Source organism: Bradyrhizobium sp. 613_E4_N2_2, assembly GCF_052075995.1.
Lineage (GTDB): Bacteria > Pseudomonadota > Alphaproteobacteria > Rhizobiales > Xanthobacteraceae > Bradyrhizobium > Bradyrhizobium barranii.
The window spans coordinates 2,785,027-2,807,637 of the sequence record NZ_CP197234.1; the positions used below are offsets into that span (position 1 = coordinate 2,785,027).

Consider the following 22,611-nt stretch of genomic DNA (forward strand, 5'->3'; position numbering starts at 1 on the left):
GGCGCGGCGTCCCGGATCATCCCGGACGTTGCATGAAACAGATGCGCGCATGAAGAAGTTGCGATCACGGGTCACGACTGACGGCCTCGACCGGGCCCCGCACCGCGCTTTCATGCGCGCAATGGGGCTCGACGACACCGCGATCGCCAAGCCGATGGTGGGCGTCGTCAGCATGAAGGGCGAGCAGACGCCCTGCAATATGACCCACGACTTCCAAGTGGCCGCGGCAAAGACGGGAATCGAGGAGGCTGGCGGCACGCCGCGCGAATTCTCCACCGTGTCGGTCTCCGATGGCATCAGCATGAATCACGAGGGAATGAAGTTTTCTCTCTTTTCGCGCGAGCTGATTGCCGATTCGATCGAGGCCGTCGTTCATGGTCTCGCCTATGACGCGCTGATCGGGTACGGCGGATGCGACAAGACGCTTCCCGGCGTGATGATGGGCATGGTTCGTTGCAACGTACCGTCCATTTTCATCTACGGCGGCAGCTCGCTGCCTGGCCGGGTGGATGGGCGGACTCTCACGGTGCTCGACTCCTATGAAGCTGTCGGCAGCTTCATGACCGGAGAGATCGACGGTGCCACGCTCGAGCGGATCGAGCGCGCCTGCCTGCCGACCATTGGCGCGTGCGCCGGCCAGTTTACCGCGAACACGATGGGGATGGTGTCGGAGGCGATGGGGCTGACCATTCCCAACGTCTCAATGGTGCCCGGTGTCTATGCGGAACGTGCACAGATCTCGCGCCGCGCCGGGCGGCTGGTGATGGAGATGCTGGAACGTGGCGGCCCGCTGCCGCGCGACCTCGTGACTCGGAAATCCCTCGAGAACGGTGCGGCGATTGTTGCCGCCACGGGCGGCTCGACCAACGCTGCGCTGCATCTGCCGGCGATCGCGAATGAGGCCGGGATCGCATTCACGATTGATGACGTCGGCAAGGTCTTTGCCAGGACGCCGCTGATTGGAAACTTGCGGCCGGGCGGCAAGTACACTGCGAAGGATGTCTACGACATCGGCGGCGCGGCCGTCGTGATCCGCGAGTTGATCCAGAGCGGGCACATCGATGGGAGCTGCTTGTCCGTCACCGGGCGCACGCTCGCCGAAGAATATGGCGCGGCCAACGCTCCCGACGGTGAAGTCGTTTACGCGTCTCGTGCGCCGATCATGCCTGATGGTGGCGTGGCGGTCCTGAAGGGCAATCTCTGTCCAGACGGTGCCGTGATCAAGGTCGCAGGTTTGAAGAGTCAGCACTTCGAGGGCGTTGCGCGCGTCTTCGAAGATGAGGAGGCGTGTGTCAAAGCGGTCCGTGACCGCGCCTACACGGCGGGCGAGGTGCTGGTGATCCGCAATGAAGGGCCAGTCGGCGGCCCGGGCATGCGCGAGATGCTCGGCGTTACCGCGCTGATCTACGGCCAGGGTATGGGCGAGAAAGTGGCCCTGATCACCGATGGACGGTTCTCCGGCGCTACTCGCGGCATGTGCATCGGCTACGTGTCCCCCGAAGCGTTTGTCGGCGGTCCGTTGGCGCTTGTTCGCGACGGCGACAGGATCCTGATCGATGCCGCAAACCGGCGGATGGATATGCTGGTCGACGAGCAGGAACTCACGGCGCGCCGACGCGATTGGAAGCCGAGGCCGGCCCGTCACCGTGCAGGTGCGCTCGCAAAGTATGCGCGGCTGGTCGGACAGGCGCCGGGCGGAGCCGTCACACATGAGGGCCCTGCAGAATGGCCTTGGTTCGAATGACGCGTCGCTTCCGTGCGAGAATGACCGCCTGTCTGGCAAGTTTCTTGCTAAGTTCGATCAGCTGATGGAGGACATCAGCGGATCGGTTGCGTGACGTTCGCGCGTGAGTCAAGCGAGAGACGGGATGAGGGTAGTGCCTTCGAGATCGAGCGAATGGGTGAATCCGGTGACGTCACAAAGGCCGGCTTCTGCGATCATCGAGATCGACCGCGTCTCCCAGGTTTTCCAGACCTCGGCGCGCAAGGATCATCTGGCGCTATCGGACATCTCGCTGACGATCGGGGAAGGAGCCTTCGTCTCCATCCTTGGTCCGTCCGGCTGCGGAAAGTCGACACTTCTTTATATCGTCGGCGGCTTCGTCAGCCCGACCAGCGGCGTGGCGAGGATGAAGGGACAGACGATCACGGGGCCGGGTCCGGATCGCGGACCAGTGTTCCAGGAGTTCGCTCTGTTTCCCTGGAAGACCGTGCTGGGCAATGTGATGTATGGCCCGCGCCAGCAAGGTGTGCCTGCCACCGAGGCCGGAGCACAGAGCCAGGCCTTGATCGAGATGGTCGGCCTCAAAGGCTATGAGAACTTTTATCCCAAGGAGCTCTCGGGTGGCATGAAGCAGCGCGTCGCGCTGGCCCGGACATTGGCTTACCACCCTGAGGTTCTGCTGATGGACGAGCCGTTCGGCGCGCTCGACGCGCACACCCGTACACGCCTCCAGAATGATCTCCTGAACATCTGGGAGCGTGACCGCAAGACGGTGCTGTTCGTGACCCATTCGGTCGACGAGGCCGTCTTCCTGTCGGACAAGGTCGTGATGATGTCGAAATCTCCCGGCCGCATTCGGCAGGTGATCGATATCGATCTGCCTCGGCCGCGTCGCCGCAACGAGCTGTTGCTCGATCCGCGCTACCAGAAATATGTCGTCGACATCGAGCGCATGTTCGACGAGGTCGACGAGACCGGATCGCCGTCATGACATCGCCTGCTGCCGCCGCCAGACGTGCCGCCCCGGTGTTCGCTTGCATCGGGCTGCTGGCGGTGTGGCAGGTCGCGTCGCTCGCGCTGAAGAATGACAGCTTTCCGACGGCGATCGAGGCGATCCGCGCGATCCCGGACATCCTTGGCGACAAGGAGTCCCTGATCAACATCCTGGCCTCGCTTCGCCGCATGGCGATCGGGTTCGGTGTAGCCGTGCTGGTTTCGATCCCGCTGGGTCTGTTGATGGGGCGTAGCCGCGCCGTCGCGGCCTTCTTCAACCCGCTTCTAATGGTGATCTATCCGGTGCCGAAGGCGGCGCTGATGCCGATCATCATGCTTTGGCTGGGCGTCGGCGACATCACGAAGACGCTCGTGATCTTCCTCGGCGTCAGCCTCCCCGTGATCTATCACAGCTTTGAGGGCGCCCAAGCCGTCGAAGAGAAGATGCTGTGGTCGGGCGCCGCGATGGGACTTTCGCCGCTGCAACGGCTGGTGCGGATCGTGCTGCCGGCGGCGCTGCCGGAAATCCTGACCGGATGTCGCACCGGTCTCGTGCTGGCGCTGATCACGATGATCACCAGCGAGATGATCGCCCGCCAGTCCGGCGCCGGCAACATTCTGTTCAACGCGCTGGACATGGGCCAATACGACACCGTCTTCGCCATGATCATCATCGTGGGGGCGATGGGAATTTGCCTCGATGCGATTTTCGAGCGGGTCCGCGCACGGCTGGTGCGCTGGTCCGAGCCTCAGTTCGACATGCCGCTGAGCTTCTCATGACATCGCGTCTTCCCTCAGCAAACGTCGTTCTCGGGCTTGCGCCAATTGTGCTGGTGATCGCGGTTTGGCAAGGCCTCGTATCGTTCGGCTTTGCGCCTGCGGTCTTGCTGCCGCCGCCGGGATACGTCTTCAGCAGGTTGCTCCAGCAACTCGTGACGTGGACGTTTCAGCAGGAGATCGCGGCGACCCTGATCCGGCTGTTTGCCGGCTTTGCGATTGCGGTCGTGCTCGGTGTAAGTATCGGCATCGCCGCGGCCGCCAATCAAGCGATCAATGCCGTAGTTCGGCCAATCGTGCGCGTATTGGCGCCGTTGCCTAAAGTCGCACTCTATCCGGCGCTGTTGCTTCTGCTCGGCTTCGGCCACGGATCGAAGATCACGCTGGTGGCGGCGGACGCACTCTTTCCCATTCTGCTGTCCACTTATTACGGCGCATCAGCCGTCGAGCAGAAGCTGATCTGGTCGGCGATGGCAGCGGGAACGCCGCGCTATGAAATCTTGTTCAAGGTGGTCTTGCCGGCAGCGATGCCCTCGATCCTGACCGGCTGCCGGATCGGCCTTGTCATTTCCTGCATCGTGGTGTTTCTGGCCGAGATGATCACGTCGACGGACGGGTTGGGGCACGTGCTGGTGACGGCGGCCCGAACTTTTCAGGCCGTCGACATGTTCGTACCGCTGATCACGATTTCGCTGCTGGGGTTGATCCTGAACGGCTTGCTGGGTGCCCTGCGATCGTATCTCTTGCGGGGCTTCCCCGAAGCGTGATCTGACTGAACAAAGAAACCAGAAGACCGGGAGTGAACCATGCTGGCGGATCGCATCGAGGCAAAATGGATCGACGCGTTTTGCGAGATCTTTGAGCGCTGCGCCGTCAAGGCCGGCGACACCGCGGCAATCCTCTCGGAAACCCAATCGCGCGCGCTGAACGTTCATTTGGCGGAGCTCGCCCTGCTGCGGATGGGCGCGCGGCCGTTTCATGTGGTGATGCCGACGCCACGTAACCGGAATATCGTGCCGGTTCGCTCGACCGGCGCAAGCGAGGCAATCCAGCGGCTTGGTCCGGTCATCACCGCACTCCAGCAGGCCGGCTTTGTGGTGGATTGCACCATCGAGGGCCTGATGCATGCGGTGGAAACGCCGGAGATCCTCAAGGCCGGTGCGCGGATACTGGTGATCTCCAACGAACACCCGGAAGCGCTGGAGCGGATGGTGCCGGATCCCGCCCTCGAGAAGCGTGTTCGCGCGGCCGCGAAATTGTTGCGTGGGACGAAGCGGATGCGCGTGACATCGAGGGCCGGCACGGCGCTCGACGTTGACATGGTCGGAGCGTCCACGGTCGGCGTGTGGGGCTGGACCGACAAGCCCGGCACGCTGGCGCACTGGCCGGGTGGCATTGTGGTTAGCTTTCCCAAGAGCGGAACGATCAACGGGACCTTGGTGATGGCGCCCGGTGACATCAATCTGACCTTCAAGCGCTACCTGGCGTCCCCGGTGAAAATGACGCTGAAGGACGATTATGTCGTCGAGCTGGAGGGCGAGGGCACGGATGCGGCGATGATGCGCGCCTATCTCGCGGCGTGGGGCGATCGCGAGGCCTATGCGGTCTCGCATGTCGGGTTCGGCATGAATCCGGGAGCCCGCTACGAAGCCCTCTCGATGTATGACCAGCGCGACACCAATGGCACTGAAATTCGTGCCGTCTCCGGCAATTTCCTGTTCTCGACCGGCGCGAACGAATTTGCCGGCCGCTACACCGCGGGCCACTTTGATTTGCCGATGATGGGAACGACGATCGAACTCGACGGCGTCGCGGTCGTTCGTGAAGGCGTGCTGCAGGACGTCTTCGGCTAGCTGCGGTCGAGGACCGGTGGGCGCGCCAGGCCGAAATGCCGGAGCAGGTCGACCATGGCCTGAAGCCGCTTCACGCGATAGGCGTCGACGTCCATGCTTGAATAATCGAGGAAGCCGGCACCCGTTCGCAAGCCGATGCGGCCTTCTTGCATATTGCGGGCAATGACGTCCGGCGCGCGATAGCGGTCGCTGCCGAGCGCGCCCTCGAGATACCGGCTGGCGTAGTACAAGATATCGCCGCCGCCCCAGTCGATGAACTCGAGCAGTCCGAGCACGGCATAGCGGAAGCCAAAGCCGTAACGGATCGCTTTGTCGATCTCCTCGGCGCTGGCGACGCCTTCCTCGACCATGCGTGCGGCCTCGTTCATAGCAAGCGCCTGAATGCGCGGGACGATGAAGCCGGGCGTCGCCGCGCAGACCACGGGGACCTTTCCGATGGCTTCGAGCAGCGCCTTGACCTCATCGATGATGGCGGGATCGGTGGCTTTGCCGGGTGAAACCTCGACCAGCGGGATCAGATAGGCCGGATTGAGCCAGTGCACATTGAGGAAGCGGCGAGGGTTCACGATCGCACCGGAGAGATCGTCGACGAGGATGGTCGACGTGGTCGAAGCGATGATCGTATCCGGGCCGACTTGTTTTGAAGCCGCCCCCAGCACCTCGCGCTTGAGCTCGACGACCTCAGGAACGCCCTCGAAAACCATTCCGGCGCCGGACAGCGCTGTGCCGCTTCGGCTGGCTGGTACCACCGAGACCCGTGCGATAAGCGGATCGACATCTGCCTCGCTCAGCAGTCCCAGCTTCGACAGGCTGGCAAAGGTTTTCCTGACTTCGTCGAGCGCGTCCGCCTCCAGCCTGGCTAAATCTTCCGCGGAACGGCCCTTGATATCGATCATCGTGACCGTATGCCCTGCGTAGGCGAACGCGACGGCGATGCCGCGCCCCATGCGGCCGGCCCCGAGGCAGGCAATGTTGGTGCGGCTGGTCATCGGTCAAAATCCCCTGCGAAGAAGCGCCTGGAGCTCGGCCTTGCCGAGATTACCAAGCCCCAGCGTCTCGAGCGTTCGGCCGCCCTGTGCAAAATCCTCGCCGCAAATCGCGCCGCCGATGGCCAGAAAGGCCTTGGCCAACGGCGTGGGCGTGCCCGCCAGGGCGGCGACTGAGACCAGCAGCGACAGCCCAAGCCGCAGATCCTCACGCATATAGCGGTGCTCGGTCAGCATGATCCGCTCACGCCAGTCGCCGGAATCGGTCAGCCGGTCGTGCGAGCCACGGCCATACATCCAGATCTCGCCTTCTTTGGCGTAGTGGTGGGCCAGCGGAAAATGCGGCGCGCCATAGCCAAGCGCTTCGCGCACCGCGATCCGTTCTGCGTCGAACGCGTCCGTCACCCGGCGGATCGCGGCCTGCGTTCCTTCCTTGTGGATGTCCCATCGTTCGAAATGCTCGATCGCGCCCGCGTTCATCACGATCAGCGGCGGGTGAATAATGGGCCCAGCATTCATCAGCGCGCCGGAGAGCGCATCGCCGCAGGGCTCGATCGCATCAGGGAAAGCGCGTCCGATCACTTCGAGTGCATGCGCGGCCTGATCGAGCGGAAACACGCCGACCGGCAGCCGCTTGGCACGGATGGTGATCGCGACCTCGAACGGCCCGTGCTTGCGGGTCAGCCAAGGCAGCGTGCCGGTCTCGGCAAAGCTTGCCTTGGCGTGGTTTCCGGCATCCCGCGCGGCTTGGGCGAAGATCATCGAGCCGAATGTGGCGGGCGGCAGGAACACGACCTGGCCGTCCCGCAAATGCGGAGCGAGCAAACGAGCAATGTCCGGCTGCGCGAAGGCAGGGGCGGGGCACAGAATCAGCTCGGTGCCGTCAATTGCTTCGGCGATGTCGGTCGTCACCAGCGCGAGCTTCACATCGTGCCGGCCATTATGATCCTTCACCAGGATGCGCGAGCCGGCCGCGCGATGCGCCGTCACCTGATCAGCGTCGCGGCGCCAGAGCTGGACCTCATGCCCGGACAGCGCAAAATCGCCCGCGGCCGCGAAAGAGCCGTTTCCCCCACCCAGAACTGCAATCTTCAAGATGCTTCTCCTTGCGCGCGCGATTGCGCATCAAGCTGCTTCAGCAGGAAATGCTGGACCTTGCCCAGCGCCGTGCGCGGCAGGTCGTTGACGAAGACGATGTCGCGCGGAACCTTGTAACGGGCGAGCTGCGTCTGAAGATGCGCTCTCAGCTCCTCCGCTTCGAGCCGGCAGCCGGACCGCCCGATGACATAGGCGATCGGCACCTCGTCCCAGCGCGGGTCCGGCCGGCCGATCACGGCGCATTCGCTGACATCGGGATGTTCGAGCAGGACGCGCTCGATCTCGGCCGGATAGACGTTCTCGCCGCCGGAAATAATCACATTCTTCTTGCGGTCGCGGACCCAGAAATAGCCGTCGGCGTCGCACAGGCCGATATCGCCGGTGCGATACCAACCGTCGTGCAGCGCATCGCGCGTGGCATCCGCATTGCCCCAATATTCGAAGAACACGTTGGGCCCTCGCACGGCGATTTCGCCCGGCGTACCCGCAGGGACCTCTTTGCCGGCCTGATCGATCACCTTCGCTTCGCAGCACAGGCCGGCAAGTCCGGTCGATCCCGCGCGCGAAAGATCGCCGCCAAGCCGGGTGTAGATTGCGATGGGGCAGGTTTCCGTCGAACCATAGACCTGAAGCACCGGAACATCGCGCGCCACGAAGCGATCGATCAGGTGCGGTGGCACGATGGTCGAGCCGGTCGAGACGGCCTTGAGCGACGAGAGATCGGTCGTTGTCCAGGCGGGATGCTCGCTCACGGCCTGGAGGATTGCAGGCACCATCACTGTCAGGGTCGGTCTTTCCCGTTCAATGGCCGCGAGCGCGGTATCCGGCGTGAAGCGGGCGTGGATCGTGACCGTCGCACCAAGCTGCAGCGCCGGCGTGGTCTGGATGTTGAGGCCACCGACATGGAAGAACGGCAGTACCGTCAGCACGTGATCATCTGACGTCATGTTCTGCATGTGCTGGCTCATGACGCCGTTCCAGAACAAGGCTTCTTGCCGCAGAACAGCGCCCTTCGGCCGTCCCGTCGTTCCAGACGTGTAGACGACGAGCAGCGGGCAGGAGAGATCAGTGTGCGGATTGCGGCCGCTGCCTTCGCTGCGAGCCAGCAGGTCTTCGAATGTTACGCCCCGCGACGGCGCGAAATCGAGGCCGATGACGGCCGTCCCCGGCGCAAGCTCCGGGAGAACTCCGGCAAATGCCTGCTCGAGTACCAGGACCTTTGCGCCCGCGTCGGTGAGAATGAAGCGCTGCTCGGCAACCGCCAGCCGCCAGTTCAGCGGCACCAGCATCGCACCAAGTCGCGCGCATGCGTAGAGCAGAACCAGATAGTCCGGCCGGTTCAGGCTCAGGATTGCGACGCGGTCGCCTCGGCCGACGCCGAGCTCCTGCTTCAACGCCGTGGCGGTCCGTTCGATGCGCGCGGCGAGTGCGGCGTAGCTCAGCCGCTCACCCTCGAAGGCGATCGCCGTCTTGTCTGGCGCGAACGCCGCGTTGCGATCGATCAGACTACAGAGGTCCACGGTCAGTCGTCCGTTTCACCGGCCTCGTACAGCGCCTCGCGCCCGATCCGGTCGAGGCAGAGCTCGGCGGTCCAGGGCAGCATGAGCGAGCCGCAGCGGCTGTCGCGATAGATGCGCTCCAGCGGCAGTGAACGGAGCATGGCCTGACCGCCGCAGGTGCGGATCGCGAGCGCGGCGAGCTCATTGGCGCCCTCCATCACCGAATATTGCGCGGCATAGGCGCGCAGCACCTGCTCCTTGCTTGGATTGGCGCGGGCCTCGGTGACGGCCTGGAACCAGATCGCCTTGATCTGCTCGAGCTTGATCTGCATCTGCGCGACCGCGATTTGCTTGGTCGGGTACATCCGGCGCTTGACCGGCGGCATGCCCGGTACCTCGCCGCGAAGATAGCGCACGGTGAAATCATAGGCGGCTTGCGCCAGGCCCATATAGGTCGGCGACAGCGTCAGGAACATGTGAGGCCAGCGCATCGCCGCCTGGAAATAGACGCCGCGCGGCATCAGCGCGGAATCCTCAGGGACGAACACATCCTTGAACAGCAGCGTGCGAGAGACTGTGCCGCGCATGCCGAGCGGATCCCAGTCGCCGACCACCGAGACACCGTCCGATTTCGCGGAGATCGCGAGGTAAAGGGTGTTGCGGCGCGAGGCTTTTTCGCCCTCCTCGATCTCGGTGCAGAGCACGCCGTAATAGTCGGCATGACCGGACAGCGATGCAAAGATCTTCCTGCCGTTGACGATCCAACCGCCCTTCACGGGCTTTGCTTCCGTGCCGAACGCGACGCCGCCGGCCGCGGCCGCTCCACCCTCGGAAAAGGGCTGCGAGTAGATCGCGCCATCCTCGACGATACGCTTGTAATGCACCGCGCGCCGCCGCTCGTGCTCGGCGCGGGTCTCCGCGTCCATGTCGAGATCGTCGGCGAGCGGACCTGACCACAGGGTCGAGCAGACGTGCATGTTCCAGGTGAGGGCGGTCGCGCCGCAATAGCGGCCGATTTCCGCTGCCGCCAGTGCGTAGGTTTGATAGTTCGCGCCGAGCCCGCCATGCTTCTTGGGCACCGCGATGCCGAGCAGGCCGACGCGATGCAGGTCGCGATAGTTCTCAGTCGGGAAAATCGCCTCGCGATCGTAAGTCGCCGCGCGACCAGCGAACACGCTTTGGCCGATCTCGCGGGCGCGCGCGATGATGCCGGCCTGCTCGTCGTTCAGGCGGAATGCGACGGGATCGAAGATCGGCGTATCCAGTGCGACCTTGTCGGTTACGCCGATGTTCTTGCTGACTTGCATGGTCATTGCGCAGCCACCTTACGTTTTGGTTGCGACGGAATTCAGGAACCGGCCGAGGGCTTCGTCGAACGCGTCAGGGCGTTCAAGATTGGCGAGATGGCCGACCCCAGCCAGCTCGACATATTCGGCAGAGGGAATGAATGTTACCGTCTTTGCCATCATGGGGGCAGGCGCATTATTGTCCTTGGAGCCGGACAGCAACAGCGTCGGGACGGAAATGTCCTTGAGTGTGCTGCGCTGATCGAAGCCCATCAAAGCCAGCATCATGGCGCGATAGCTCGCCTCGGGCACGCTTGCCATGCACTCGCGCGCAAGCTCCATTCCCTTCGGATCGGGATCGTCGCCGACAAGCTCCTTCACCAGGGAGGGAGCCAGCGACTTCATGGTCTCACCGCGATCGAGCGGCCCAAGCCGCGCCGCGATGAACGATTTCTGCCAATCGCCATCGGCCTTGCCGAAGGCCGGGCTGGTCTGCGCGAGGACGACCGCGCGGGCCAGCTTCGGAAATTGCGCCAGCCATTTCTGCACGATCATGCCACCGATCGAATGGCCGACCAGAATTGGCTTGCTTGCACCAAGCTGCTCAATGAATTGCTGGAGCACATCGGCAAGGGCCGTGATGCTGACGGTGGCGAGTGGCGCCGATCCGCCGTAGCCCGGCATGTCCCACGCAATCGCGCGGAACTGGGTGCTGAATCTGGCAAGCTGCTGCCGCCAGGCCCGCGCCGCGCCGCCAATGCCATGCAGGAAGATCAGGGGCGTCGCGTCCGGATCGCCCGCGGCTTCATAGGCGAAGCGGCCGTCTTTTGTTATCTTTGGCGCAGGCTGCGACACGCGACATCCTTTTGCTCGGCCGGGCGATGCTAACAGGCCTGTGGGGGATGGGAAGCGATAATTTTATACTTAAAGCAATATTCGGGCCGGTCTCTCGCGCGAAGGCGTTCGCGGCGCTGCGGCAGCTTCGTTGCAAAAACTTGAAGGTTAAAATATATCGAGGAACGATCAGCAGAGCCAAGGAGCCAGCGCATGTCCGGATTGCCGCACTCGCCGCACGCGCTCGTGACCGGTGGCGGTCGCGGCATTGGCCGCGCCATCGCAGCCTCTCTTGTCGGGGTAGGTGCAACCGTGACGGTGCTCGGCCGGAACGCGGCTGTTCTAGAAGAGGCGGTCAGCGCAGGTGCCGCGCATTTTGCTGCGGTCGCCGACGTCTCGAACGAATTATCACTGAAAGCCGCTATCGCTGAAGCGAGCGCGCGAAAGCCGATCGACATCCTGATCGCCAACGCGGGAAGTGCAGAATCCGCGCCGTTCGCGAAATCGGACGCTGCCCTGTTTGCGCGCATGATGGACGTCAATTTCATGGGCGTTGTCCATGCCATCCAGGGCGTTCTGCCGGGCATGAAGGATCGTCCCTATGGCCGCATCGTCGCGATTGCCTCGACGGCGGGGCTCAAGGGCTACGCCTATGTCAGCGCGTATACGGCGGCGAAGCACGCCGTCGTCGGTCTCGTGCGCTCTCTTGCCCTCGAGACGGCCGGAAGCAATGTGACTGTGAATGCGGTGTGTCCGGGCTTCACCGACACCGATCTGGTCGCCGGCAGCATTGAAAACATCATGAGGAAGACCGGCAGGAGCCGCGAGCAGGCGATCGCCGAGCTCGCGAAGCACAATCCGCAGGGACGGCTGATCACGCCTCAAGAGGTGGCTGACGCAGTGCTTTGGTTGTGCGGCGAAGGCGCTGGTGCGATCACCGGGCAGGCGATTGCAGTCGCAGGCGGCGAAATCTAGTAGCGCGGAACAAACATAGTTAGGAGATCGCATGAGCAGACCAGCCAATCCTGTGACCGTGCCGCTCGCGGATTATTCGCCGCAGCACTTCCTGCTGGCGGTGGTCGACAGCGTTGCCACGGTGACGCTCAACCGTCCCGAGCGGAAGAATCCACTGACCTTCGAGAGCTATCGGGAACTGACGGATTTCTTCCGCGCCTGCGCTTTCGATGATGCAGTCAAGGCCATCATCGTCACCGGCGCCGGCGGTAACTTCTCGTCCGGCGGCGATGTGTTCGAGATCATCGGCCCGCTCGTGAAGATGGACACCAAGGGGCTGACCGCTTTCACGCGGATGACCGGCGACCTCGTCAAGGCGATGCGCGCCTGCCCTCAACCCATTGTGGCCGCGGTCGAAGGCATCTGCGCCGGCGCCGGCGCGATCATTGCGATGGCATCGGATATGCGGCTCGCGGCGAGCGGCGCGAAGGTCGCGTTCCTCTTCAACAAGGTCGGCCTTGGCGGCTGCGACATGGGCGCCTGTGCGATCCTGCCGCGGATCATCGGACAGTCCCGCGCCTCCGAGCTGCTCTACACCGGCCGGTTCATGACGGCGGAGGAGGGCGAGCGCTGGGGCTTCTTCAGCCGCATCGTCACGCCCGAGCAGGTGCTGCCCCAGGCGCAGTTGCTGGCCAAGCAGGTTGCGGACGGCCCGACCTTCGGCAACAGCATGACCAAGCGGATGCTGGCGATGGAATGGGCGATGTCGATTGAAGAGGCGATCGAAGCGGAAGCGGTTGCTCAGGCGCTGTGCATGACCACGGCGGATTTCGAGCGCGCCTTTGAAGCATTCGCCAACAAGGTCAAGCCGGTCTTCAGGGGCGACTGAGCCCCGGACTTGCTGCGGGAAGCCAGCAACGGTGACTTGCGCCGCAATACCTGCCCGGAAAAGATCAGATTTTCCGCAACAACGTGCGCGACCGGCGGGATCTCGAGGAGCTGAGAATTAAGGCTAAGCCCAAGACCCGGGCCGAGCTCAAGGCGGAGGCGACAAAGCCGCTTGCGGCGAAGTGACCGCCCGTGCGACTTTAGCCCCATTGCCTGGCGTATTTTCGAGTGGAGTAAGGGCGATGAAGGCGATTATCGTCGGTGGCGGTATCGGTGGTCTCACCACGGCATTGATGCTGCGCTCGCGCGGCATCGGGTGCGAGATTTTCGAACAGGCCGACACCATCCGCGAGCTCGGTGTCGGCATCAACACGCTGCCGCATGCGATGCGGGAGCTTGCCGGCCTCGGTCTCCTCCAGCAGCTCGACGACGTCGCGATCCGCACCGACCAGCTCTATTACCTCAATCGCCACGGCCAGGAGGTATGGCGCGAGGCCCGCGGCATCGACGCCGGCCATGACGTGCCGCAATTCTCGATTCACCGCGGCCGCCTTCAGGGCGTCATCCATCGCGCCGTCGAGGAGCGGCTCGGGCCGGAGGCAATTCACACCGGCTGCCGCCTCGGCGCCTTCACGCAGGACGAGGGCGGCGTCACCGCTTATTTCTTCGACCGCTCGGGCGCGCACATTCATACTGCGCGCGGCGATATCCTGATCGGCGCTGACGGCATCCATTCACGCGTTCGCGATACGCTGTTCCCGAACGAGGGACCGCCGTGCTGGAACGGCCTGATGCTATGGCGCGGTGCGCGCGATTGGCCGCTGTTCCTCACCGGCAAGTCGATGATCGTGGCCGGCGGCCTCAACGCCAAGGTGGTGATCTATCCGATCGCAGAGGGATCGAGTCCGGCGAGCCGTCTCACCAACTGGGCGGTGCTGGTGAAGGTCGGCGAGGGCAATGCCCCGCCGCCCCGGAAGGAAGACTGGTCGCGGCCCGGCCGGCGCGAGGAGTTGATGCCGCATGTCGCGCGCTTCTCGGTGCCCTATATCGACGTCAAGAGCCTGATCTCGGCAACGCCGGAATTCTACGAATATCCGACCTGCGACCGCGATCCCTTGCCCTACTGGTCGTCCGGGCGCGTTACACTGCTCGGCGACGCGGCGCATCCCATGTATCCGGTCGGCTCGAACGGCGCATCTCAGGCGATCCTCGACGCGCGCTGCCTTGCCGATGCGCTGGTGCGCGCCGAGCATCCGCGCCAGGCTTTGCTTGAATATGAGAAGAAGCGTCTGCCGATGACCGCTGACATCGTCCGATCCAACCGGCGCGGCGGCCCCGAGGGCGTCATCGACGCCGTCGAGCAGCTTGCGCCCGATGGCTTCGACAATGTCGACAACGTGCTGAGCTATTCCCAGCGCGAGGCGATCGTCCGCGGCTACGCCACCAAGGCCGGCTTCGCCGCCGTGCCGGGTCTGGCGGCGGTGCGCGCTTAAGACTAGCTCCTAGCCGCCGGGCGGCGGCGGCAGGAAGTGGATGTTGAACTCGGCGGCCATCGCCACCACGTCCTCCGGCTTCTGTTCCTTCATGTTGTGAAGGCCCCAGAACAGGTCGAACAGCTTGCGGGTCGGCGACACCCAGAACAGCACCTTTGCCGTCTGCTCCGACTTGTTGAAGATGCCGTGCGGCACGCCCATGCCGAGGCGGATCAGATCGCCCGGGGTCGCCTGCGACTCCGAATTGCCGAGCACGAAGTCAAGCTTGCCCTCGAGCATGTAGAGATACTCATCCTGGTCGGGATGGATGTGCGGCGGCACGAATGTGCCCGGCGGCAATGTCGCGTGCCAGGAGAAGCTGTGCTCGGTATTGCTCTTCGGCACATAGGTCTGGCCGAGGATGTTCCAGGAAATGCCCTGGATCCCTTCATTAGCCCGCGTGATGCCGGTGATTTCGCTCTTCATTGTAGTCCTCCCGTAATGCGGTGCGGCTTAGTTTGCCGCCTTGCAGTCCTTGGCATAGCGGTCGCCATAGTTCTCAAAGACTTTCTGAACGATCTCGGTCTGGAACTTGCCGTCCGCACGCTTGGCGACCTTGGTCAGATAGAAATCCTGGATCGGATAGCCGTTGGTGTTGAACTTGAAGGCGCCGCGCAGAGAGGTGAAGTCGGCCTTCTTCAGCGCAGCCCCAACCGCATCCTTGTTCGAGAGATCGCCTTTCACGGCCTTGACCGCGCTGTCGATCAGCATCGCGGCGTCATAGGCCTGAAAAGCGTAGGTGCCGGGCACGACGTTGTAGGCGGCTTCATAGGCCGCGACGAACTTCTTGTTCTGGGGATTGTCGAGATTGGGCGCCCAGTTCGCGCCGCCAAACATGCCGACGGCCGCATCCTGCTGCGCCGGCAAGGTCGATTCATCCACCGTGAAAGCCGAGAGCACCGGAATGCTGTCGGCAAGGCCGGCCTGCCGGTATTGCTTGACGAGATTGACGCCGAGGCCGCCCGGCATGAACGTGAACAGCGCATCGGGCTTCTGCGACGAGATCTTGGAAAGTTCCGGCTGGAAGTCCAGCGTGTTCAGCGGCATGTAGGATTCTTCGACGATCTCGCCCTTGTAGTCGAGCTTGAAGCCCGCCACCGAATCCTTGCCGGCCTGATAGTTCGGCACCATCAGATACATGCGCTTGTAGCCGCGATCCTGTGCCACCTTGCCGAGGATCTCGTGGACCTGATCGTTCTGGTACGACGTCACATAGAAGAACGGGTTGCAGTCCTTACCGGCGAAAGTCGATGGGCCGGCGTTGGGGCTGATCAGGAACGTCTTGGACTCCGTAATGGGGCGGTGGATCGCCTGGAGGATGTTGGAGAAGATCGGGCCCACCACGAAGTCGACCTTGTCGCGCTCCAGAAGGCCCTTGACCTTCGTGACCGCTGCGTCGGGCTTCAACTCGTCATCGGCGACGATCACCTCGACATCTCGGCCCCCCATCTTCCCGCCGAGATCCTTCACGGCGAGCGCAAAGCCGTCGCGGACCTGCTGGCCAAGCGCGGCGGCGGGGCCCGACAGGGTCACGACCACGCCCAGCTTGATCTTCTCCTGGGCGAGGGAAGGGCTCACCGCGGTGCCGAGCAGCAGGGCGGCAGCGGCCAAGGTCGTTTGCGTCTTCATGATGTGTCCCCGTGACGATCGGGCTTGCGCAGCAAGCCGCGTACTCCAATCCAAGCTTATGCCGATGATGGCGGCCGCGGCAAGCAAGCTCAAGGCGTGGCCATCCTGCGGGCAGTGCGCATGCAAGCGGCGCGCCAGTTATTTGAAGCCTAAAGAAATTCGGTGCGGTCGATTGTTGCAGCTTTAGGCTTGCGGCCGGGGCCGATTTATTTGAAGCTCAAAACGTTGGGGAATCCCTGCTGGCGCCAGGGCCGGCCATGAGTGACTGCATCGAGATGCTCGATTCCGAGACCAAGGCCGTCGAGACGCCGGAGGACCACGCCGAAGAGCTTCGGCTGTGGCTGCGTCTGCTCACCTGCACGACCCTGATCGAAGGCGAAGTCCGTGGCCGCCTGCGACAGCGCTTCGACGTCACGCTGCCCCGGTTCGACCTGATGGCGCAGCTCGACAAGGCGCCCGATGGCATGACGCTGTCCGACGTCTCCAAGCGCATGATGGTGTCCAACGGCAACGTCACCGGCCTCGTCGAACGGCTGGTGGAATCGGGCCATCTCGACCGGCGCACCTCGGAGACGGACCGCCGCGTCCAGGTGATCCGCCTCACAAAGCTGGGTCGCGCCGAGTTTCGCAGGATGGCTGCGGAACACGAGACCTGGATCGCCGATCTGTTCGCCGACCTGACCCCGAAGGATGTCCGCGAATTGATGCGGCTCCTGGCCAAGACAAAGGCGTCGGCGCAGAAATCGGCCGGTCGCCGCCGGCCGTAGTCCGCCAGCGGGGCACCCCGCCAGTCCCACCTTGCCGCAGGAAAATGCATGGGATGCCCAAAATCCGCTATTGCGCCGAATTGTTTTAAGCCTAAAATGTTTTCTAGATGATGCTGCCGGGTGCTTTCCATGCTGAAAGGAGCGTGCGATGGCCAACGCCGCTAAGGCTCAAGAGTCGGGCTCGTATGACGGCAACGCCGCGACGGCCCACGTCGATACATTCGCACGGCAGCATCTGCCGCCGCGCGAGTTCTGGCCCGAATTCATCTTCACGCGGCCGGAGCTGCGCTATCCGCCGCGATTGAACTGCGTCAGCTATTTTCTCGACCGCTGGGTCGAGCAGGGCCACGGCGACGCGCCGTGCGTCATCAGTCCGGCCGTCAGCTACACCTATCGCGAGCTGCAAGCGCTCGTGAACCGCATCGCCGACGTGCTGGTTCGCAAGCTTGGTCTCGTAACCGGCGGACGCGTGCTGCTGCGCTCCGCCAACAATCCGATGATGGTCGCGACCTATCTCGCGGTGATCAAGGCTGGCGGCATCGTCGTGGCGACCATGCCTCTGCTGCGCGCCAAGGAACTATCTTATCCGATCCAGAAGGCGGAGATTGCACTCGCGCTCTGCGATGGAAAACTCTCGGAGGAGATGGAGAAGGCGAAAGCGGCGGCGCCCGGTCTCAAGCACGTGGTCTATTGGGGCAACGGCGCGTCGGACTCGCTCGAGACGCTGATTGCTGATGCGAGCCCGGAGTTCAAGGCGGTCGATACCGCCGCCGACGACATCTGCCTGATTGCCTTCACGTCGGGTACGACGGGCGATCCCAAGGGCACCATGCATTTCCATCGGGATATGCTGGCGGTCTGCGACGGTTATGCGCACAACATCTTGAGGGCGGAGCAGAAGGATCGCTTCGTCGGTTCCGCGCCGCTCGCCTTTACCTTCGGCTTCGGCGGCGTGCTGTTTCCGATGCATATCGGTGCTTCCTTCGTCGTGCTGGAGAAGACGACGCCGGACGACATGCTGACGGCGATCGAGCAATACAAGACCTCGGTCTGCTTCACCGCGCCGACCGCCTATCGCGCCATGATCGGCAAGCTCGCGGGTCGCGACATCTCCTCGCTGCGCAAGTGCATTTCTGCCGGCGAGACCCTTCCCAAGCCGACATTCGATGCCTGGCTCAAGGCCACCGGCATCAAGCTGATGGACGGCATCGGTTCGACCGAGCTGCTGCACATCTTCATCAGCGCGACCGAGGACGAGATCCGTCCCGGCGCAACCGGCAAACCCGTGCCGGGTTACGAAGCAAAAATCGTCGATGACGACGGCAATGACCTGCCGCCGGGCACGATGGGGCGGCTCGCGGTGCGCGGCCCGACCGGCTGCCGCTATCTCGCCGACGAGCGGCAGCGCAAATACGTCCAGAATGGCTGGAACATCACCGGCGATACCTATCTGATGGATAGCGACGGCTACTTCTGGTACCAGTCGCGCTCCGACGACATGATCGTGTCAGCCGGGTACAACATCGCGGGCACGGATGTGGAGGCGGCGCTGCTGACGCATCCATCCGTAGCCGAGTGCGGCGTCGTCGGTGCGCCGGACGAGGCGCGTGGTATGATCGTGAAGGCCTATGTCATCGCCGCCCCCGGTGTGACGCCGGACGCTCAACTCGCAGCGGAGTTGCAGGAGCATGTCAAACGTGAGATTGCGCCTTACAAATATCCGCGCGCGATCGAGTTCGTGGTGCAACTGCCGAAGACCGAGACCGGCAAGTTGAAGCGATTTGCCCTGCGGCAGTTGGCGCAGGCTGCAGCGACGTCCTCTGGCGTTGCGGCGGAATAAGAGAAGGATGAAGAATTGTCCGTGACGACGCCGAAAGGCCCGCACCTCGCGGTGCTGCCGACAGCAGCCGAGAGCGAAACCGGCTCCAGGGCGCAGGTGCTCCAACCGTCCGGCTGGCCGCTACCGAAAGGCTATGCCAACGGCATGGCCGCCGAGGGACGCATCGTCGTCACCGGCGGCGTGATCGGCTGGGACGCCGAGGAGCGTCTCGCGGACGGCTTTGTCGCACAGGTGCGCCAAGCCCTGAGCAACATCGCCGAGATATTAGCCGAGGCGGGTGCGCGGCCCGAGCACCTCGTGCGCCTGACCTGGTACGTCGTCGACATGGACGAATACCTGGCGAACCTGAGGGAGCTCGGCAAGAGCTACCGTGCCACCTTCGGTGCGCACTATCCTGCGATGGCGCTGGTGCAGGTCGTCCGCCTCGTCGAGAAGGCGGCGCGCGTCGAGATTGAAGCCACCGCCGTCATTCCCCGCTAAGCCGCCTTCGGTTCGCGCCTAGCTTGCCCTGGCGAGACCGTCGTCCTCGGGCGAATTCAGATAGACGCCCGATACGGTGTCGACCCAGCACAGATGGTCGTGCACCTTCTTGACGCCCTCGACATTCTCCGCCGCAACGACGGCGGCCTGACGCGCGCGTTCCTCGGTGATGACGCCGCTGAGATGAACGATGCCGTCCCGGACGATGACGTTCAGTCCGAACGGGCACCAGTCGTTTTTCTCCATGGTGTCGATGATACGGCCGCGAATGTGATCGTCGTCGGCCGTCGGATCCGGTACCTCGCGGGCGAGCCCCGCCACCGCCTGCAACAAATTCGCGCGCGAGACGATGCCGACGACCTTGTCGCCGCGCACCACCGGCAGCCGCTTTACGTTGTTCCGTTCCATGAGATCAACGATCTCCGCGAGCGCCGTATCCTCGGTGATGGTCACGACCGAGTCGGTCATCACCTCCGAGACCTTGCGGCCATGTTCGTGGACGAAATCGTTGGCGGATTTGCCGGGGCCGAGGATGAACCGCAGCCAGCGGCCTCGCTTGCGCCCGGTGCCGATTTCGCTGCGGCGGACGAAATCCCCCTCGGAGACCACGCCGACCAGCTTGCCGGCATCGTCGACCACGGTGAGGCCGCTGACGTGCCGCTTCAGCATGATGTTTGCCGCCTCGACGATGCTGGTGTGGGGGGCAACCGAGATGACCGAGCGGGTCATGATCTGGTGGGCGCGCATGGGGAAGCTCCGCAAGTTCACACGAATATCGATGTGTGGAGCTTAGGTCACCGGCAGGAAGCTGATTTGACCCAAGTCAAGCTGGTCCGCACCTAATCTTCGGGCTCCGCATTCGGGGCGAGGTCGGAGGAGCGGAACGGCTTGGCCTTGTCCAGTTTCCGGTAGGCGTTCGAGGCGGTCCGCAAAAGCTTCTTTTGCCGCTTCCGGTTGAGGAAGCGGATGCCCGCCTCGGGGACGGCCTCGTTCAGCGACGCTGCCAGGGTTTGCCCTCGCGCATCGTCGTTCAATTGCCCGAGGGACTTCTGCGCCTTGCGCAATTGCTTGAGGATCGACTTCTGTTTGGTCAGCGATTCGTCTACAAACAAATCCTCTAGCGATTCGATCGAATAGGTCAGCCGCTTGTTGAGGAGCCGCAGCTTGTGCCGTTTTCCGGCGTCGAGCTTGCGCAGTTTCCGCGCCTTCCTGAGCAGCGTCGTTTCCCATTCCGTGAGCTGCGCCGTCGCGTGGTCGGCAAGCGGGCAGCGGCGCAATCGGATGGCTTCCTTGCTGCGCCGGGTCGACCAAGGACCGCTCTCGATCCAGGCCGAGGTCTGCTCGACAAGACGGCGATACCGCGCCGATTGCAGCGCGCGCGCCAGCAGGCGGTGGCTCTCGGCGCGCTTCTCGTCCCAATGCTGAAGCTCGGCGATCACGTCAAGCTCGCCTCCGCTCTCGGCGATAACTCGCTCGATCGCCACGTCGAGGTCGCGCACCATGCCGAGCTGGCTGTTCAGCCATTTCAATTCGGCCCAGACATTCGGCCGCAGGGCATCGTCGACCATGGGCGAGAAGAAGCGGATGGCGGTGCGCAGATGCGTCAGTGCGATCCGGATCTGATGCAGCGCCTCGGGATCGCCGTGGCAGGTGCCATCGTGCTGGGCGAGGACGGCATCGAGGTGACGGCGGGCGATGATCCGGAACGCGGTGTCGCAGGCCATGCCGGGGCTGAGGCGGCCGGGCAAAACATTGCGCCGCGCCGCAGGCTTGGCGCGAGCGGTCGCCATCGAACTCGTGGTGGGTCGCGCCATCCTAGCCCGCGCCAATCAGATTGCCCTATTTGCCCTCAGCGATTACGTCCCGGCAATTCTGGAGCGTCTGCGCTTGTGTCCCGGATGCATCGATGGTCGCCCAACCGACATGGCCGATATTATAGTGCTCTTGCTGCGCGGCAACCTCTTGCGTGGCGTCGGACGCGTCGCCCCGGCGACCGCCGATTCGCGCCTTGCGGGTGGCGAGGTCGGCGACGAGGAATAATCCATTGAGCGGTACGCCGCACTCGTGGGCCAGGGCGGCCATCTCATCTCGCTCGGACTCGCGCGCAAAGACGGCGTCGACGATTGCCGAATGGCCTTGCGCCAGAACCTGCCGGGCGCGCTGCATCAGCACCTCGTAGACCTGCGCCGTCACGTCAGGCCGGTACGTGGACGGCGGTAGCCGTTCGGTGTGTCCCACCTGAAACAGCTGCTTGCGAATGACGTCGCTGCGCAGCACGACGGCGCCCGGCTGTGGCGCCACGGCGGGCGCCAGCGCGCGGGCGAGCACGGATTTGCCGGTGCCCGACAGTCCGCCAACCGCGATCAGGCGAGGGGCGGGGGGATGAATCAAAGCCTGGGCGAGCTCGAAATAGCGGCGCGCCTCGTCGAGAGTGCCGGGGCCGTCGGCATCAGGCCGCCTCAGCCGCGCCAGCGCCACCTGCGCACGGATCGCCGCGCGAATGGACATGAACAGTGGCAGCGCAGCCAGGGCGTCGAGCGTTTCGCCGGGCGCCGTCATCAGATACTGGTTCAGGACGGCATTGGCCGCGACCGGCCGGTCATGGCGCAGCAGGTCCATCAGCGTGAACGCAAGATCGTAGAGCACGTCCACAGTCGCCATCTGCGCGTCGAATTCGATCGCGTCGAACAGGACAGGCTGCCGATCGATCAGCACGATATTGGCAAGATGCAAGTCGCCGTGACAGCGGCGCACGAAACCGTGGCGCGCGCGTTGTTCCAGTGTAGCGCGGACGCGCAGGAATGCCTGATGGGAGGCTTCGCAGAGTTGCTCGATCTGGGCGGCTTCGAAATGATCGCCATTGCGCAGCCCGGTGCTGTTGCCATCGATCAGCACGGGAATGGAGGCAATCCATGCGGTGCCGTCCGCGACGGACGCTCTCGCATGCGATGCTGCGATCGCATCCGCGATGGCCGGGGCGAGCTCTGCATCCAGCGGGCCGGTTTTGGCCACATGGTCCAGCGTACGGTTTTCGTCGAAGCGGGACATGTCGACCGCATACTCGATCGGCCGGCCGCCACCGTCGATCTCGATCGATCCATCCGGCTCCTCCGTGACCGCCACGACGCGGTGATAGATTTGCGGCGCGAGCGGCCGGTTGATCCTGATCTCCTCTTCGCAGGCCGCCTCGCGCTTTTCGAGCGTCGAATAGTCGAGGAACGGAAACTTGACAGCCCGCTTGATCTTCAGGGCGCGCGTTCCGTCGAGAAACACCGACGCTGCGTGGGTGTCGATCCGCTTTACGCCAGGACGCGCGTTTAGAGCTTCGAAGACCCGTTCCTGGATTGCAGAATCGTCTGTCATCTCAGCAGGCATTTCCAGATGCGTCAGCGGTGAGGCAGCAGGCTAATCCTTAGAGGCGGATCGGGGCCAGTCCTTGACATCGGTCAAAGCCTGTCGTCGGCTGGCTGCG

General features: G+C 63.7%; 21 protein-coding genes. 11 read left to right on the top strand and 10 right to left on the bottom strand.

Annotated features, from left to right (window positions below; all coding sequences use genetic code 11):
• Nucleotides 1-49: 49 nt before the first annotated feature.
• From ilvD to AB7290_RS13195, 5 genes are all read left to right on the top strand, one after another.
• Nucleotides 50-1,744: a dihydroxy-acid dehydratase gene (gene ilvD, locus AB7290_RS13175; RefSeq protein WP_085405763.1), complete on the top strand. Its 1,695-nt coding sequence runs from the start codon at nucleotides 50-52 to the stop codon at nucleotides 1,742-1,744.
• Nucleotides 1,745-1,868: 124 nt separating this feature from the next.
• Nucleotides 1,869-2,714 carry an ABC transporter ATP-binding protein gene (locus AB7290_RS13180; protein WP_085405764.1) on the top strand — a complete coding sequence of 282 codons (846 nt, stop codon included), beginning with the start codon at nucleotides 1,869-1,871 and terminating at the stop codon, nucleotides 2,712-2,714.
• Nucleotides 2,711-3,496 (top strand): ABC transporter permease, encoded by a 786-nt coding sequence (locus tag AB7290_RS13185; protein WP_085405765.1) that lies wholly within the window; start codon nucleotides 2,711-2,713, stop codon nucleotides 3,494-3,496. The genes AB7290_RS13180 and AB7290_RS13185 overlap by 4 nt, the downstream gene beginning before the upstream one ends.
• Nucleotides 3,493-4,260: an ABC transporter permease gene (locus AB7290_RS13190; RefSeq protein ID WP_085405766.1), complete on the top strand. Its 768-nt coding sequence runs from the start codon at nucleotides 3,493-3,495 to the stop codon at nucleotides 4,258-4,260. Before AB7290_RS13185 ends, AB7290_RS13190 begins: the two co-directional genes overlap by 4 nt.
• A 39-nt stretch (nucleotides 4,261-4,299) precedes the next feature.
• Entirely contained in the window at nucleotides 4,300-5,346 is a 1,047-nt protein-coding gene (locus AB7290_RS13195) for a peptidase M29 (RefSeq protein WP_085405767.1), read from the top strand.
• Here AB7290_RS13195 and AB7290_RS13200 read toward each other — a convergent pair.
• Genes AB7290_RS13200 through AB7290_RS13220 form a run of 5 tightly spaced genes read right to left on the bottom strand, consistent with a single transcriptional unit; the run spans nucleotide 5,343 to nucleotide 11,070 of the window.
• Nucleotides 5,343-6,335, bottom strand: coding sequence for a 3-hydroxybutyryl-CoA dehydrogenase (locus tag AB7290_RS13200; protein WP_085405768.1), 993 nt, complete (start codon nucleotides 6,333-6,335; stop codon nucleotides 5,343-5,345). The genes AB7290_RS13195 and AB7290_RS13200 overlap by 4 nt on opposite strands.
• Before the next feature lie 3 nt (nucleotides 6,336-6,338).
• A complete protein-coding gene (locus AB7290_RS13205; RefSeq protein ID WP_085405769.1) occupies nucleotides 6,339-7,427 on the bottom strand; it encodes an NAD/NADP-dependent octopine/nopaline dehydrogenase family protein in 1,089 nt (362 codons plus the stop codon).
• On the bottom strand, nucleotides 7,424-8,950 hold the full coding sequence (locus AB7290_RS13210) for a class I adenylate-forming enzyme family protein (protein WP_085405770.1): 1,527 nt from the start codon (nucleotides 8,948-8,950) through the stop codon (nucleotides 7,424-7,426). Before AB7290_RS13210 ends, AB7290_RS13205 begins: the two co-directional genes overlap by 4 nt.
• Nucleotides 8,951-8,952: 2 nt before the next feature.
• Nucleotides 8,953-10,242: an acyl-CoA dehydrogenase family protein gene (locus tag AB7290_RS13215; RefSeq protein ID WP_085405771.1), complete on the bottom strand. Its 1,290-nt coding sequence runs from the start codon at nucleotides 10,240-10,242 to the stop codon at nucleotides 8,953-8,955.
• Nucleotides 10,243-10,254: 12 nt separating this feature from the next.
• Nucleotides 10,255-11,070 carry an alpha/beta fold hydrolase gene (locus AB7290_RS13220; RefSeq protein WP_085405772.1) on the bottom strand — a complete coding sequence of 272 codons (816 nt, stop codon included), beginning with the start codon at nucleotides 11,068-11,070 and terminating at the stop codon, nucleotides 10,255-10,257.
• Nucleotides 11,071-11,262: 192 nt separating this feature from the next.
• Between AB7290_RS13220 and AB7290_RS13225 the strand changes: the two genes are divergently transcribed.
• The 3 genes from AB7290_RS13225 (at nucleotide 11,263) to AB7290_RS13235 (ending at nucleotide 14,384) form a co-directional block, all read left to right on the top strand.
• Nucleotides 11,263-12,024, top strand: coding sequence for an SDR family NAD(P)-dependent oxidoreductase (locus tag AB7290_RS13225; protein WP_085405773.1), 762 nt, complete (start codon nucleotides 11,263-11,265; stop codon nucleotides 12,022-12,024).
• Between the two features lie 31 nt (nucleotides 12,025-12,055).
• A complete protein-coding gene (locus AB7290_RS13230; protein ID WP_085405774.1) occupies nucleotides 12,056-12,892 on the top strand; it encodes an enoyl-CoA hydratase family protein in 837 nt (278 codons plus the stop codon).
• A gap of 241 nt (nucleotides 12,893-13,133) precedes the next feature.
• A complete protein-coding gene (locus AB7290_RS13235) occupies nucleotides 13,134-14,384 on the top strand; it encodes a flavin-dependent oxidoreductase (RefSeq protein WP_028156622.1) in 1,251 nt (416 codons plus the stop codon).
• 9 nt (nucleotides 14,385-14,393) lie between these two features.
• Here the strand turns inward: AB7290_RS13235 and AB7290_RS13240 are convergent, their stop codons facing one another.
• A complete protein-coding gene (locus tag AB7290_RS13240; RefSeq protein WP_085405775.1) occupies nucleotides 14,394-14,849 on the bottom strand; it encodes a cupin domain-containing protein in 456 nt (151 codons plus the stop codon).
• Nucleotides 14,850-14,876: 27 nt separating this feature from the next.
• Entirely contained in the window at nucleotides 14,877-16,052 is a 1,176-nt protein-coding gene (locus AB7290_RS13245) for an ABC transporter substrate-binding protein (RefSeq protein ID WP_085405776.1), read from the bottom strand.
• 257 nt (nucleotides 16,053-16,309) lie between these two features.
• On the opposite strand from AB7290_RS13245, the gene AB7290_RS13250 reads away from it, so the two are divergent.
• From AB7290_RS13250 to AB7290_RS13260, 3 genes are all read left to right on the top strand, one after another.
• On the top strand, nucleotides 16,310-16,819 hold the full coding sequence (locus AB7290_RS13250; protein WP_014493760.1) for a MarR family winged helix-turn-helix transcriptional regulator: 510 nt from the start codon (nucleotides 16,310-16,312) through the stop codon (nucleotides 16,817-16,819).
• Nucleotides 16,820-16,967: 148 nt separating this feature from the next.
• Complete coding sequence (locus AB7290_RS13255; protein ID WP_085405777.1) at nucleotides 16,968-18,659, top strand: benzoate-CoA ligase family protein; 1,692 nt, start codon at nucleotides 16,968-16,970, stop codon at nucleotides 18,657-18,659.
• 21 nt (nucleotides 18,660-18,680) lie between these two features.
• Nucleotides 18,681-19,139, top strand: a complete 459-nt coding sequence (locus AB7290_RS13260) for a RidA family protein (RefSeq protein ID WP_085405778.1) — start codon at nucleotides 18,681-18,683, stop codon at nucleotides 19,137-19,139.
• An 18-nt stretch (nucleotides 19,140-19,157) separates the two neighbouring features.
• On the opposite strand, the gene AB7290_RS13265 is transcribed toward AB7290_RS13260, so the two are convergent.
• From AB7290_RS13265 to AB7290_RS13275, 3 genes are all read right to left on the bottom strand, one after another.
• Complete coding sequence (locus AB7290_RS13265; RefSeq protein ID WP_085405779.1) at nucleotides 19,158-19,886, bottom strand: CBS domain-containing protein; 729 nt, start codon at nucleotides 19,884-19,886, stop codon at nucleotides 19,158-19,160.
• A 92-nt stretch (nucleotides 19,887-19,978) separates the two neighbouring features.
• Nucleotides 19,979-20,953 (bottom strand): CHAD domain-containing protein, encoded by a 975-nt coding sequence (locus tag AB7290_RS13270; RefSeq protein ID WP_085405780.1) that lies wholly within the window; start codon nucleotides 20,951-20,953, stop codon nucleotides 19,979-19,981.
• A 25-nt stretch (nucleotides 20,954-20,978) separates the two neighbouring features.
• Nucleotides 20,979-22,502, bottom strand: a complete 1,524-nt coding sequence (locus AB7290_RS13275; RefSeq protein ID WP_085405781.1) for a bifunctional aminoglycoside phosphotransferase/ATP-binding protein — start codon at nucleotides 22,500-22,502, stop codon at nucleotides 20,979-20,981.
• Nucleotides 22,503-22,611 lie beyond the last annotated feature (109 nt).